At 36.9% G+C, this 15,136-nt stretch carries 13 protein-coding genes; 9 read left to right on the forward strand and 4 right to left on the reverse strand.

The window, feature by feature from the left end; genetic code table 11:
- Positions 1-1,076: 1,076 nt before the first annotated feature.
- A complete protein-coding gene (locus CUN59_RS08230) occupies positions 1,077-1,292 on the forward strand; it encodes an NAD(P)H-quinone oxidoreductase subunit O (RefSeq protein ID WP_104387388.1) in 216 nt (71 codons plus the stop codon).
- A 153-nt stretch (positions 1,293-1,445) separates the two neighbouring features.
- Here the strand turns inward: CUN59_RS08230 and CUN59_RS08235 are convergent, their stop codons facing one another.
- The 3 genes from CUN59_RS08235 to CUN59_RS08250 form a co-directional block, all read right to left on the reverse strand.
- Complete coding sequence (locus CUN59_RS08235; RefSeq protein WP_104387389.1) at positions 1,446-2,711, reverse strand: tetratricopeptide repeat protein; 1,266 nt, start codon at positions 2,709-2,711, stop codon at positions 1,446-1,448.
- A gap of 275 nt (positions 2,712-2,986) precedes the next feature.
- Positions 2,987-3,655, reverse strand: a complete 669-nt coding sequence (locus CUN59_RS08245; protein WP_104387391.1) for a 2OG-Fe dioxygenase family protein — start codon at positions 3,653-3,655, stop codon at positions 2,987-2,989.
- 146 nt (positions 3,656-3,801) lie between these two features.
- A complete protein-coding gene (locus CUN59_RS08250) occupies positions 3,802-4,917 on the reverse strand; it encodes a sensor domain-containing diguanylate cyclase (protein ID WP_104387392.1) in 1,116 nt (371 codons plus the stop codon).
- A gap of 161 nt (positions 4,918-5,078) precedes the next feature.
- Between CUN59_RS08250 and sfsA the strand changes: the two genes are divergently transcribed.
- From sfsA to minE, 6 genes are all read left to right on the forward strand, one after another.
- On the forward strand, positions 5,079-5,804 hold the full coding sequence (gene sfsA / locus CUN59_RS08255) for a DNA/RNA nuclease SfsA (protein ID WP_104387420.1): 726 nt from the start codon (positions 5,079-5,081) through the stop codon (positions 5,802-5,804).
- A gap of 97 nt (positions 5,805-5,901) precedes the next feature.
- Entirely contained in the window at positions 5,902-6,357 is a 456-nt protein-coding gene (locus CUN59_RS08260; protein ID WP_104387393.1) for a DUF29 domain-containing protein, read from the forward strand.
- Positions 6,354-7,676 carry a four-carbon acid sugar kinase family protein gene (locus CUN59_RS08265; RefSeq protein ID WP_104387394.1) on the forward strand — a complete coding sequence of 441 codons (1,323 nt, stop codon included), beginning with the start codon at positions 6,354-6,356 and terminating at the stop codon, positions 7,674-7,676. The genes CUN59_RS08260 and CUN59_RS08265 overlap by 4 nt, the downstream gene beginning before the upstream one ends.
- 77 nt (positions 7,677-7,753) lie before the next feature.
- Positions 7,754-8,902: a septum site-determining protein MinC gene (gene minC / locus CUN59_RS08270; RefSeq protein ID WP_104387395.1), complete on the forward strand. Its 1,149-nt coding sequence runs from the start codon at positions 7,754-7,756 to the stop codon at positions 8,900-8,902.
- A gap of 162 nt (positions 8,903-9,064) precedes the next feature.
- Positions 9,065-9,871: a septum site-determining protein MinD gene (gene minD, locus CUN59_RS08275; RefSeq protein ID WP_104387396.1), complete on the forward strand. Its 807-nt coding sequence runs from the start codon at positions 9,065-9,067 to the stop codon at positions 9,869-9,871.
- A 38-nt stretch (positions 9,872-9,909) separates the two neighbouring features.
- Positions 9,910-10,215 (forward strand): cell division topological specificity factor MinE, encoded by a 306-nt coding sequence (gene minE / locus CUN59_RS08280; protein ID WP_104387421.1) that lies wholly within the window; start codon positions 9,910-9,912, stop codon positions 10,213-10,215.
- A 408-nt stretch (positions 10,216-10,623) separates the two neighbouring features.
- Here minE and trxB read toward each other — a convergent pair whose 3' ends face one another.
- A complete protein-coding gene (trxB, locus tag CUN59_RS08285; protein WP_104387422.1) occupies positions 10,624-11,979 on the reverse strand; it encodes a thioredoxin-disulfide reductase in 1,356 nt (451 codons plus the stop codon).
- A 236-nt stretch (positions 11,980-12,215) separates the two neighbouring features.
- Between trxB and CUN59_RS08290 the strand changes: the two genes are divergently transcribed.
- Both CUN59_RS08290 and CUN59_RS08295 read left to right on the forward strand, forming a co-directional pair.
- Positions 12,216-12,779: a type IV pilin-like G/H family protein gene (locus CUN59_RS08290; protein WP_104387397.1), complete on the forward strand. Its 564-nt coding sequence runs from the start codon at positions 12,216-12,218 to the stop codon at positions 12,777-12,779.
- A 132-nt stretch (positions 12,780-12,911) separates the two neighbouring features.
- Complete coding sequence (locus CUN59_RS08295) at positions 12,912-15,125, forward strand: O-linked N-acetylglucosamine transferase, SPINDLY family protein (RefSeq protein ID WP_104387398.1); 2,214 nt, start codon at positions 12,912-12,914, stop codon at positions 15,123-15,125.
- Positions 15,126-15,136 lie beyond the last annotated feature (11 nt).

The raw sequence follows: 15,136 nt of genomic DNA on the forward strand, positions 1-15,136 counted from the left end.
AAATGTTCGCTTGTTGTAACAGAAATAGGGATGATTTGCCATATCTGTAACGAACCTTTAATAATTCTAGCGTAATTGTCACAAATATTGTTATTTTGACAATAAATAGCAAAAGTATTTTTATAATGTAAGGTTGCAAGCTTACGGTGAAGCAAGCACAGTCTTAACTAAGGCAAAAGGCAGGAGGCCATTTTTGTAACGGGGATTTATAGGAAACCGTAATTTTCATGACATTTTTACCTCGCTTCATCCCTAATTAAAGGGGAAAATTCAGTTTTAGGGTGCGTCAGACAGCATAAATTATGTCAATAACCAAATTGTTGATATCTGACGTGGTTGGTGAGCTTGTCGAACCACACCCCACCAATGTGCCAGTTGCATCAGTTCTAATCAATAAGAGTATAAGAGATTGTTTCCATAATTATATTCAGTAGAGTATTCATCTAAGGTCATATTTGTGATGGTAATCACATTTAAATAGAAAATTAGATCACCAATACAAAAGGCTGATATCACGAATAAATACAATTAATATCACATTTTTATAGAGATAAAAATCATCTTTTACTACTATGTTTGTCACCAAAATAATTAAGAAGCATCACCTAATACAAATTACACAAGTAGTCTCACACAATTACTATTAATAATTCTACTTTTATAGTCCAAAAATTATCTATTAATAACCCAAAAACATCAATTGTCTATTATTTGGGTAGAAGATACCAATGGTAAATTGATTAGACATCTGGTGATAAAGATTGTAGAGACGAGAATCCCTACCCATGGAACGTCTCTAAAAGGGTTGTAAGTCTCGCACATTTAATTTTCACCAGATGTCTATTGCAGAATGGACTTTACAGGATTAAAATTGGAGATTTTAAATCAGGATCTTATAAAGAAAATATTTTGAGCCTAAATCTTTCAAGACTAATAACTGAATGCTGACTAATAAAGTCGGTGATTTACCTTAAAATTAATAATAAATCATTTCTCTTTTGCCTCTCTTGGATTTTTAGCGGATTTTCTTATAAAATTATGAATAGAAAATTTCATTAATTGCAAAAGAGGAACTTATGGCTCTTAAAAAAGGAAATATGGTGCGGGCAGTGCGCGAAAAGTTGGAGAATAGTGTAGAAGCTAAAGCTAGTGATTCCCGTTTTCCTGCTTATTTATTTGATAGTAGGGGAGAAGTTGTAGATATTAAGGGTGACTATGCTTTAGTGAAATTTGGCAAAGTACCTACACCTAATATTTGGTTAAAGCTGGAACAGTTGGAAGAGTTTGTTTAATTTATAGTTGTGTTTTAGCATAAAACTAAGCAACATGGTGGGTTGCATGAACTAACCCACCCTATTATGATTGAATTGTAATCATCAACAGAACTTAGGCAATGGAGATTTTATAAGGATGTTGATTGATGACTGATGCCTCCTGCTATAAGTTTAATTACGATCTTTTTCTAATTGTTCAATTACTCTTTGAAAATACCAATCATCGGACATTCCTGGATAATCATATTCCTGTTGTTGAATTAAACGCTGTGCTATTTCCCAATGTCCACCAACTAAACGTAGAAGTCGCTGACGTAAAACTTGGGATTTTTGATCTTTAATTTCTGGATTTGATGTTTGAATTTTTTGTAAATTGCTCACCACTTGGTAATAGTTTTCCCAATCTTCTTGTTCACAATAAATACTAGCTGCTTTTTGATAATCAACGACAGCATTTTCCATTTCTTCTAACAATGTGTAGGTAATAGCACGATGATAGTAAGCTGGAGGATAATCGGGATTAATTTGTAGTGCTTGACTATAATCTTGAATTGCCTGAAGATAATTAGCCATTTCTCGGTAAATATTACCTCTGGCAACATAAACTAAAGGATCTCGTGGTTGCATTTTTAATGCTTGGTTAATATCAGCTAATGCTCCTTGATGATCACCAATTTGGGAACGGGCTTTACCACGATTACGATAAACTATGGCATCAATAAAATTGAGTTGTAATGCTTGATTAAAGTCAGCTATAGCTTCTCGATAATTACCCATTTTACATTGTACTACTCCACGACAACAGTAAGCTTGAGCATCATGGGGATCAGCTTTTAACACCCAATCTAAATCAGCCATTGCTTCCTTTGTTTTTCCATGTTCTGCTTTAGCTAATAATTGCTGGAAATATTGATTAGTAGAGATAATAGATACAGGTGCAGGATTTGTTTGTGGTGGTAGAGGTTTTTCTGGGGGTTGTAATTGTTTAATTTTTTCTAAACAACTTTGACATTTTTCTTTATTTTTTTGATCTAAATATAGTTGGGCGGCTTTTTTAAAACTAGCGATCGCCTGCTGAATATGCCCCTGTTTGCGTTCTACTATTCCCCGCAAATCATAAGCTGCAGCATCATCAGAATTAATTCTAATTGCTTGATCTACATCCTCTAAAGCACCAGGCAAATTTTTTAATGCTAACCTAGCTAAAGCCCGACAATAAAAAGCCTCACTAATAGATTCATCCAGTTTAATTGCTGCCGTATAATCATAAACAGCTTGCAAAACTGCCCCAGAATCATAATATGCCAAACCTCGTTGAATATATGCCTTAGTCAACCCAGGATTTTCTTGAATAGCCTCAGTAAAATTGGCGATCGCCCCTGCATAGTCTTGTTGTTGGGCTTTTGCTAATCCCTGGTTGTAAAATTCGTGATTCATAATTGGCAAAAATCAATTACTCATTATCTTCAGTATATAGCAATTATACAAAATCCCCCCATTCTTGAAGAAATCGGGGATCTAAATCTTGATGTTAAAGTTAAGGTAAAGATTGAGGATACAGAATACAGGAGTCAGAATGAAAATTTCCGATTCATTGTTGAATTGATAATTGATGAAAAAATTTGTCTATAGACGATTCCTGTTACAAACAAATATTCTTACTTCTGGAGGGGCGAACCGCCGTTCGCCCCTCCTGATTCCTGAATTCTTACTTAATCAGTAATTAAACTTGGAGAAGTAATCACAAAAACATCTCTAGTTCCCACGCCGGGATTTTCTGGTTTAATGGGAGTAGTAAAATGGAAAAATTCATGGTCATTCACCAAAATTATTTCTCCAGGTTTCAAGACTTTATTAAAAACTGGCTTTTCTTTTTTAGCAGTGTATAAATGGGTTTCTCCACCTTGAATATTATCCCTCCCAGCAGCAAAAATACCAATAAAATCCGTACCATCTTGGTGAATACCTTCAGGTGCAGGATTACCTAAATTATTAGTTGAACAGGTAGTTCTAATTTGATGCACACCAATTTCTGCTTCTGGATGTAATTTGCAAGAATCATAAAAAGCCAAAATCAAATTTTTGAAAATTTCCAGTTCTATAAGTGCATCATCTAATTCCGCAAATTCGCGTTTTACATCTCCTAACAAGGGATTATATTTCTCGCTTTGGAATAGATATCCATGGGGGAGTTTAACTAACTTATCTCCCGTAACTATAAACCGGGATAATCTGCGGAAGCGATATTTACCCTTAATATCAGGATCAATTGGTAAATCTGCAAAAAATGGCTGAAAACCTGCGGTATTAATCGAGTTAACTTTTCTGAGAGTAAACAGAAAAGCATATTCTAAGTCCGTAGCAGATGAGATTTGTTGCATAGGATGTTTCTCCTTGCATTGGTAAATCCTCCCGCGCTAGTCTACATGGTAGGATTAATAAGATCAATTATATTCAACCTCCAGAAAAATACCCTCAATTTGAGTACAAAAATTATCCTTTTATGATATAAATCAAACTTAGCAGCTTAACTGCCTGTCCCTGATTTATACATATTAATTTGCGCCAGGGTAATTAAATCATCTAGGGGAAGATGGGGTTTAGATTCATAATCTTGAACACCGATATTGAGAATTACAGGAAATGGAAATTCTTTGCTGGCATTTAATTCATCAACAGATTCTCGTAAGCGCTGTTTTATGATTAAACAACCTGGATCACAACCTTGGGCAAGTACCACAAATTCTCCCTCTTCTATCCGCCCTATGGTATCAGAATTTCGGCAGATGCGTTTGAGTAATCTAGCTATAGCTAGGATTGTATCATCTCCAATATCCTTCCCCCACTGCTTGTAAATATTTTTGAATCCCTCTATTTCTACAAATAAAATACTCAGATTTGTCCCAGAACGTTGGGCTAAACGGATTTGCTGTTCAGCTAAGAGGAAAAAACCATGACGGTTGTGCATTCCTGTTAATTCATCAGTCAGGGAAAGAATACGAATTTTTGATTCTAAAAGCTTGCGAGTTTGCATTTCTTTTTGTAAGCAAAAATTAGCCTCTTCTAAGGCTGTGGTGCGATCTTGTAATTGTCGCTCTAGTTGTGAATATCGCAAACAATTATCCATATTTGCCATGACAATATCAGCAATAACTTGTAGCAATTTAACTGTTTCCAGACTGGATTGATACTGATTTTGCCAATAAATACCAATTGCTCCCGTAGGTTTTTGATAGGACAGAGAAACCATGGCCATACTTTTAATAAAAGTATGTTTGTAAAAATTAGAATTTATTCTTTTATCACTATATATATCACTAATGATCACAGGCTGATTATTCACCATTACCCAGCCAGAAATACAAAGATTGAGGGGAACTCGCTGACCTTTCCACAGCGGAGCAATAGAATTTTCATCAACATAGTAGCATAAGCCATGATCCAGAAGGACAAAAGTTGCTCCATCGCAGTTGGTAATTTTTCGGGCTGCATTTAAGGCTATTTGTATAATCTCTTCTAGGGAACGAGTTTGAGAGATATCTTGAGATACTATTAACAAATGCTCTAAGGATTGGTAATAGTGGTTTGTAACATTATTATTCGATATATTGCAGTACAGTGGAGAATCGTATTTTTCATTCATAAGTATTCTGAGGAATTTTAACAAGTAATTGTTTTTTAGTTATTACTGGTATCTTATAACTACATGACCCAAATTTTTATTAAAAAAGTTACTTTCTGAGGTACATAATATATATTACTAAAAAACTCATGACTCAGATAGCTGTGAAATAATTTATGGACATGATTGATTATCTGTATGATTACCCAAAATTATATCCTGGAATTTTACTCAAACGCTACAAGCGGTTTTTTGTGGATGTGCAACTGGAATCTGGGGAAATAGTAACAGCACATTGTCCCAATACGGGGCCAATGACGGGAGTTTGTACTGTTGGTAGTCCTGTGCAAATTTCTAAAAGTAATAATCCGCAACGCAAATTAGCTTATACCCTAGAATTAATACAGGTCAATAATCCCACACCCATTTGGGTTGGTGTCAATACCGCTTTACCTAATCGGGTCATTAAATTAGCCTTAGAGAAGTATTTATTCCCAGAATTGGGTGAATATGAACAGGTGAAAGGTGAAGTTGTCTATGGCAAAGATCGCAAAAGTCGAGTAGATTTTTATCTCACAGGTAGTAGTGAACAACGACCTATTTTTTTAGAAGTTAAAAATACAACTTGGACACAAGGCAATTTAGCAGTATTTCCTGATACAGAAACCACCAGAGGACAAAAACATTTACAGGAATTAATGGACGTTTTACCCCAAAGTCGGGCGGTAATGTTGTATTTTATTAATCGCGGGGATTGTCCAAAATTTGCTCCCGGTGATACTACCGATCCTATTTATGGTAAGTTGTTGCGAGAAGCTATTAAACTCGGTCTAGAAGTCTTACCTTGTCGGTTTGATATTTCTCCCCAAGGTATCCGTTATTTGGGTTTAGCACAGTTAAAAATTTAACCTCAGTAAGTAAACCAGCATAAATCAAAGTAGATTAAGTAATACAATCTGAACTCCTGAACTCTTTACCCTTTGTAGTCAAACTGGAGAATCCTAAATGATATCTAAATTATTGAGTAAAACTCTTTATGAACAAGATTATCCCCAGTGGTTAGAAATAACATTGCAACAATTACAGGAAAAGAATTTAGAAAATCTTGATTGGGAAAATTTAATTGAGGAGATTTCGTCATTGGGGAATGAACAAAAACACAAATTGGAAAGCCATCTACTGCAACTTCTTAAACATCTGCTATTGTATCAACATTGGAGTATTCCTGACTGTAAAAATCATTGGGAAGTAGAAATTGATAATTTTCGCGTAGAAATCAGGAAATTAACCAAATCAAAAAATCTCTACAATTATTTGTTAACAGTGCTGGATGAAGTTTATACTGATGCAGTACGACAAGCAAAGAAAAAAAGCGGTTTAAATTGTTTTCCTCCAACTTGTCCTTACACCATTGATCAAATTTTAGATGTCGAATATCTACCACCAGTCACATATTTATGAATAACCAACCTAAAATAATTGTATTAGATGATGATCCGACCGGTTCACAAACCGTCCACAGTTGTTTATTATTAATGCGCTGGGATGTGGAAACTTTACGGTTAGGACTAAAAGATGATGCTCCCATTTTCTTTATTTTAACTAATACTCGTTCCCTCACTCCAGAAGCAGCAGCATCGGTAACTAGAGAAGTTTGTCATAACCTGAAAATTGCCTTAGCAGCAGAACAAATAACCGATTTTCTCGTAGTTAGTCGTTCTGACTCCACCTTACGTGGACATTATCCCATAGAAACTGATGTTATTGCTGAAGAACTCGGACCATTTGATGCTCATTTTCTTGTCCCCGCATTTTTTGAAGGGGGAAGAATTACCCGTGATAGCATTCATTATCTAATTATTGATGGTGTTCCTACACCCGTGCATGAAACAGAATTTGCTCGTGATTCCGTCTTTAGTTACAATTATAGCTATCTACCTAAGTATGTAGAAGAAAAAACCAAAGGACGAATTAAAGAAGATACTGTCAGTAGATTCTTACTTGACGATATCCGTCAAGGTAGTTTAAAACAGTTACTGGAACTTCAAGATAATCAGTGTGGTGTGGTAGATGGAGAACATCAAGATGATCTTAATACCTTTGCTGTAGATGTATTAACAGCCGCCAATCAGGGAAAACGATTTTTATTCCGTTCTGCTGCTAGTATTTTAACAGCTTTGGCCGCCTTACCAGCCCAACCCATCGCTGCTGAAAATATGGCAGCATACGTCCGTGATGGTAAACCAGGGGCAGTCATTGTTGGTTCTCATGTCAAAAAGACAACTCAACAGTTAGAATCACTATTACAAGTTGCCGGAACAGTCGGTATAGAAGTAAATGTGGGGAGATTGCTTGATGATGGAGTCCATGAATCTGTTACACTGCTAACCGAGATTCTGGAAAAAGTTCAGGAAGTACACAATGCTGGTAAAACACCAGTAGTATACACTAGCCGTCAGGAGTTGACTTTTCCGGATATCAAAACTAGATTAGATTTTGGCAATACGGTTTCTGGTTTACTCATGGATATTGTTCAAGGTTTGCCATCTGATATAGGATTCCTAATCAGTAAGGGAGGTATAACTTCTAATGATGTCTTGAGTACAGGACTGGCTTTAACTTCAGCCCGGTTACTTGGTCAAATTTTAGCAGGTTGTTCTATGGTAATTACACCATCCGATCATCCTTTATTTCCTGATTTGCCTGTAGTATTGTTTCCTGGTAATGTCGGTAATGCTGATGCTTTGGCAACGGTTTACCAAAGATTGATAAACAGTTAACAGTTACCAGTTAACATTCAACAAATTCCAAACTTTTATTCAAATCTCAAATGTTGGCATATTTTGGCTAGTGTTACATGAATTCTGATGCTGCTAAATCTAATCCAATAAAATCTGATTTTACTAAGTCAGAATCAGTTGGTGATCAGAGTAATCAACAAGTAAATAATTATGATGTTGAAAAAACTAATGTAGATACTAATAAATCTGATGCTATAAAATCTGAATTACCTAAATCAGACCCAAGTTTGCACCAGGTTAATCCAGAGATCAATAATTCTAACTCTGGCGAGATAAATACAGATGCGACTAATAATAAAATAGAAGCTAATGATATTATCCCTAATTCAGAGTTAAACTCTGTGATTACTAATTTAAAAAGTAATTCTACAACGGAAAATTCAACATCTCAAGTTTCTGAACTAGAGGAATCTAGTTCTATTATATCTGATCGATTAACGGCTGGTTTAGAATTACCTCAGCAGAAAGTAGATCATAATATTCAAGTTCAGTTAAAAACAGAAGGAGAACGACTGTTATTAATTTTGCCTACGGAGTCGCAAGTACCAGCATCAGAATTTAGTGCTTGGGAAATTTGGCAACAAATGAAACAGCGACTCAATGCGGGCGATCGCCTACGGAAACCAAATACAGCCTTGCATTTGCTAGCCCAAGATCGGTTATTGGATAACAGACAACTGCAACAACTAGCAGAAACATTAAATACATACCAAATACAACTAAAATCTGTAGCTACCAGTCGGAGACAAACAGCGATCGCCGCTTGCACTCTCGGTTATTCTGTAGAACAAATCCCACTGCAAAACCCCCTTACCACTAACGTTCAATCTACCACCACCCCCCTAGCAGACGCACTCTATTTGCAAATGACAGTCCGATCCGGTGTGGAAATTCGTCATCCTGGGACAGTAATTGTTTTAGGAGATATTAATCCTAGTGGTATCGTCATTGCAGATGGAGATATTATCATCTGGGGAAGATTGCGAGGAGTAGCCCATGCCGGTGCTAGTGGTAATCGGGAGTCTCTAATTATGGCCTTGCAAATGCAACCCACCCAATTACGAATTGCCGATGCTGTGGCCAGAGCGCCAGAAAAATCACCAACTAACTTCTATCCTGAAGTTGCACATATTACCAGTGAAGGCATTCGCATTGCCAAAGCTGCTGATTTTTCCCGTAACCAATTGATTAAAATCAATCAATAGTTATCGGCTTCCCCTCCTGTTTCATGCCTCCGGTTGGTGAGGGACTTGTACTGAGCTTGTAATGCCCTGAGCTAGTCGAAGGGTTGAAGTAAGCCGAACCACTGCCTCCTGCCCTCTGCCTCCTGCTATAGTTGTTTCCTGAAGTTTCATCAACCCATTATCATGACTCGCATTATTGTCATTACCTCCGGTAAAGGAGGAGTCGGTAAAACCACAGTTTCCGCTAATTTGGGTATGGCCTTAGCCAAAATTGGTAAGCAAGTAGCCTTAATTGACGCAGATTTTGGTCTGAGAAATTTAGATTTACTACTAGGACTAGAAAATCGCATTGTTTATACTGCGGTGGAAGTCCTAGCTAGAGAATGTCGTTTAGAACAAGCCCTCGTTAAAGACAAACGACAACCAAATTTGGTACTATTACCAGCTACCCAACATCGCAATAAGGAATCCGTCACACCGGATCAAATGAAACTATTAGTCAATGCCCTAGCCCAAAAGTATCAGTATGTGATGATTGACTGTCCGGCGGGAATTGAAATGGGATTTAAAAATGCCACCGCACCCGCTAAAGAAGCCCTCATTGTCACCACTCCCGAAATTTCCGCAGTCCGCGATGCTGACCGTGTAGTCGGATTGCTGGAAGCCCAAGGTGTAAAAAAGATTAACTTAATAGTTAACAGAATTAGACCAGCAATGGTACAGGCAAATGATATGATGTCTGTACATGATGTTCAGGAACTTCTCGCTATCCCCATCATAGGAGTAATCCCCGATGATGAGCGTGTGATTGTCTCTACAAACCGTGGCGAACCTTTAGTATTATCAGAAACTCCTTCTTTAGCTGCCATTGCTTTTGAGAACATTGCTCGGAGATTGGAAGGGGAAACTGTCGAGTTTCTTGACCTTGACTCATCTAACAACGGCATTTTCTCTCGCTTGAGAAAAATGTTGTGGTCGAAGATTGTTTAATTAGCCTCCCAGTTTCTTCTGCCTTACACATACCTGCAATGATCCTTGAAATTTTAGAAAAACTATTTGTTCGTAGTCCCGATAACAGCCGCGATGATGTTAAACGTCGCTTGCAAGTGGTGATATCCCATGACCGTGCCGACTTAGACCCCCAAACCTTGGAAAAAATCCGCCAGGAAATCCTAGAAATCGTTTGTCGCTATGTAGAAATAGAAACAGATGGTTTGGAGTTTTCCCTTGAAAGCAATCAACGGGCAACGGCCTTAATCGCTAATTTACCCATTCGCCGGGTTAAAGAAAGTCTAGACAAAACCGAGTTAGAAAGTAGTGATATATTACCGTAGTTTATCATTAGTCAGTAAATCTGTTGTAGGGTGCGTCAGACTGCATAAATCCTGCCAATAAACAGATTGTTCATATCTGACGCACCCTACCAATGTTCCAGTTGGGTAAGTCCTAATCATCACACTTATGAATTTATCCTAGGGGTTTAGCATTGCACTTTGCCATTTGTATTATTTTTGACATGAAACAGAATTAGATGCGGAAGTTTAGCGGCATTGTTAAAATAGTTAAGTAAGTACAGGCGAATAAATTAAAGCAGATTAGGTTTGGTAGTGAGGAATCTATTCCTCATTTTAGGACTGAAGTCCCCACTCTTGCCTCTGGTTACTGAGCGACTTGTACTGATCTGGCGATGCCCTGAGCTAGTCGAAGGGTCGAAGTAAGTCGAAGTATTGCCTATTGCCTATTCATGAAATATTACTCTCTATTAATTGCCGATATTCGCTTTTTTGCTTCACGCCCCTCACTTCCTGCACTAATTCTTGATTTTTAAATAACTGTACTGTTGGTGTACCAATCACGCCAGCATTTTCCGCAATCTCTCGATCTTTGTCAATATCAATTTCTACAAAATGAATTTTACCATCAAACTCATCAATCACCTTGTTTAATATGGGTTTGAGAGCATGACAAGGACTACAACTAGGAGCAATATATTTCACCACTAACAAGCGATCGCTCTCATGAAATAATTTTCTTAAAGCATGACCACCTTCATGGCGTGTGATCTGTAAATTAAACTCTGTGACTATTTCTGTGATCTGCGTTTCTGCTGGTATTTCTGCTGGTGAACTTAAATCAAATTCTTGAATTAAACCCTGTGCTGATAACCATCTTTCCGCCAACATCGCCGCCATACAACCAGTCCCCGCCGCCGTAATAGCCTGACGAAATTCATGGTCTTGGACATCACCGGCGGCAAATACACCCTCTAAGCTCGTTTCCACGCCACCATTTTTAGTGGTGATGTATCCTACCTTGTCTAATTCTAATTGCCCTTGAAATAGGTCTGTATTGGGCTTGTGACCAATGGCGTAAAATAAGCCTTTAGCGGCAATTGTGCTTTCTTCCCCAGTTTGATTATTACGGACTTGTAAACCCGTCATTGTTTCTTTACCAACCACATCTACCGCTTCTGTATACCAATGCACTTTAATTTTCGGATGATGTAAAACCCGATCTCGCATAGTTTTAGAAGCCCGCATTTTCTCAGAACGGACTAATAAATGCACCAAAGAACCATATTTAGTTAAATAAATAGCTTCCTCTGCGGCGGAGTCACCTGCACCAATTACCACCAACTCCACACCGCGAAACATAGGGATAACACCATCACAAATCGCACAAGCGGAAATCCCCCGATTCCAAAATTGCTTTTCACTAGGTAAACCTAAGCGTTTAGCCGTTGCACCTGTAGCGATAATTAAACTATGTGCCTTGACTTCCCTTTCTTGAGAACGAATGATAAAAGGACGCTGACTTAAATCAACAGCGATCGCATCTTCAGTATATAATTGCGCCCCCCATCGTTGCGCCTGTGCCTTGATATTAGCCATCAGTTGTGGACCGGTAATACCTTCAGGAAAACCGGGAAAATTTTCCACTTCCGTAGTTGTCATGAGTTGTCCTCCTGGAAAACCCCCCAGTTGGAAACCTTCAAACACAACAGGTTTTAAATGCGCTCTTCCCGCATAGATAGCGGCCGTATATCCAGCAGGACCAGAACCGATAATAACCAAGTTTTCCACTGTGGGGTTAGCCATATTTTTATCTATACTCATAATGACTACGCATAATCTAGGATAGCATAATTAGCGGCGTAATTTTTGCACTGATAGAAAAAATAAAATGAGATGAAATGTTTATTTATCAGCTTTTTCAGCCATTTTTTATTTCTAAGGAAAAATATTTTTTCTGGGAGGTGATATGAAATTGATCAAGAGTGGGTAAGTTATTTGCATAAAGAAACAAACAACACCCCACCGCAAGGAAAACTACTATGAAAAACGAACTGAAAGCAAAATTCTTACAACACCTCTTAGACAAAAAGAAAGATAACGAAGGTTTCACCTTAATTGAACTGTTAGTTGTAATCATTATTATCGGTATTCTCTCCGCTATTGCTCTACCTTCCTTCTTAAACCAAGCCAACAAAGCACGGGAATCTGAAGGTAAACAATATGCTGGTTCTATGAACCGTGGTCAACAAACATTCTACTTAGAAAACCAAAAATTTGCCACCAGCATTGAATTAATGGGACTAGGTATCGCTACTGGAACAACGAATTATACTTATAGCCTTAAGACTACTACTGGTACTGACCTGGATGCTGCTGGTGCTTCTGTTGCCGTACATAACGTTGCAGATCCCAAGAACAGTGTTAACTTAAGAGCATTTATTGGCGTTACTGACCTAATCCAGTCTGGTGGTGCAACAACAACAACAGCTATTCTATGTCAGAAAAAAGATGCTGGTGCTTATGCTGCTGGTGGTGCAAGTGTTTCTGCTGCTGCTGATTCAACAGCACCTACTTGTATAGGTGATTTCAAACCAATTGATTAGTCAGTTGTGTAAAATGGATTTAAAAGTTGCTGAAACTTTGAATCCATTATTTAGAAATAATTTGTTAATATCAAACAAAAGTAGGTATTTTTTACCTACTTTTTATTTTTACTACTTTTAGTGGTCATGGTTATGAATAATCTTGAATCTTTAAAAAAACAAGCGGTGAGAAATTTTCAAATATGTGAGTATTTCCAAGCCGCAACACTCTATCAAGAATTAATTAATCAGCAACCAGAAATTAAAGAATATCATTGGTATTTAGGATTATCCTTACTTCTACAAGGAAAAGAAGCAGAAGCACAAACAGCTTGGATGTTAGCAGTTTTTGATGGAGAAGATGCAGAAATTGAACAATGGACTTATGAATTAATCGAAGTTTTACAAACAGAAGCGCGAAGACAGGAAGAGTTAAAAGTATATAAATTTGCTTGGGTAATTCGTCAACATCTTCGAGAACTTAATCCTGGAGATATTAGCAATATTCTAGAAATAATTAATTTATCACTAGAATTAGAAAATCTTACAGAAGACAATTTTCATGAATTAGGAATTATCGAAATTTTAAATTCTGAAATTGGAGAAATAGATCAGGCACTATTATTTACCGTCCTAGAAAAAACATTAAAATTAATTTGGTTTGATCCCTGGGTATTAGATTTTCCTAAAGCTTGTATTGCTTATCTAGATAATTTACAACTTACTCATATTGTAATGTTAACTGCTACAGAAGCAGCTTATACAGGACATAGATTTGATTTAGCTATTAAATATGGCCAATTAGCTGTAGAAATTAATTATCCTAACTCAGCAGTCATTTCCGAAGTTTTGAGTCATTTAGCCACTTTTTATTATGAATTGGGTGATTTTGATCAAGGTATTGAGATTAGTAAACAAATATGTGATTTAGCTGAGAATACTAATGACTTTATTAATGCTTATGTCATGTTGTTGCAGGGTTTTCTCCGTTCTGGAGGACGTTGGGATGAAGCTCTACCAGTGATTGAAAAATATGAAAGTTATTTACGTCAGCTAATTGAAGAACAACCTAATTTACAGAGAACCAGAGTTTATCGGTTATTAAACTGTACCTATTATTTACCGTATATTCGTGATACACCTAGAGAAAACAGATTTTTGCATAATCAAGTTTTGCAAGTTTGCCAAAAAAGTATTCAAATCTATGCTCAAGAACAATATAATCGTTATTCACAAGCTAATGCTCGAAGAATTAAAACATCTAAAAAACGATTAAAAATAGGTTATCTTTCCCATTGTTTGCGAGAACATTCTGTGGGGTGGTTAACGCGGTGGTTATATCAACACCATAATCGAGAAAAATTTGAAATTTATACATATCTTGTTACTTATCGTTCTCGTATTCAGGATTTTTTACAGGATTGGTATGAAGAAAATTCAGATCATGTGAGAAAATTAGGTAGAGATGGTATAGAAATTGCGGAAACAATTCATCAAGATGAAATAGATATTTTAATAGATTTAGATAGCATGACAGCAGATATTAGCTGTGAAGCAATGGCATTAAAACCAGCACCAATTCAGGTAACTTGGTTAGGTTGGGATGGCTCAGGAATACCCACCATAGATTATTATCTTGCTGATAATCATGTCTTACCAGAATATGCCCAAGAATATTACAGTGAGAAAATTTGGCGTTTACCAAATACTTATTTAGCTGTAGATGGTTTTGAAATTGGTGTACCGACTTTAACTCGAAAAGGTTTAGAAATACCTAATGATGCGGTAATTTACTTTAGCGCCCAAGCTGGTTACAAACGTAACCCTGATAATGTGCGGTTACAAATGAAAATTCTCAAAGAAGTAGCCAATAGTTATTTTTTAATTAAGGATATTAATAAAGATGTCGGTGTGGTGAGAGAATTTTTTGAACAAATTTCAGAAGAGGAGGGAGTAAGTAAGGAAAGATTAAGATTTTTAAATAAAGTACCCTCATCAGCCATTCATCGTGCTAATCTGCAAATTGCAGATGTGGTATTAGATACCTATCCCTATAATGGTGCAACCACAACTATGGAAACCTTATGGCTAGGTGTACCTTTAGTTACTAAAGTAGGAGAGCAATTTTCAGCCCGTAATAGTTACACTATGATGATGAATGCTGGTATTACAGAAGGTATTGCTTGGAATGATGAGGAGTATATTAACTGGGGTGTACAGTTAGGTAAGGATGCTGAACTAAGGAAAGATATTCACTGGAAATTATTGAAATCTCGTCAAACTGCACCATTATGGAATGGTAAACAGTTTACTCGTAATATGGAGAATGCTTATGAGCAGATGTGGCAAAGTTATATTGATAGCTGAAAATAAATGAA

The sequence above is a fragment of the Cuspidothrix issatschenkoi CHARLIE-1 genome, assembly GCF_002934005.1.
Classification (GTDB): domain Bacteria; phylum Cyanobacteriota; class Cyanobacteriia; order Cyanobacteriales; family Nostocaceae; genus Cuspidothrix; species Cuspidothrix issatschenkoi.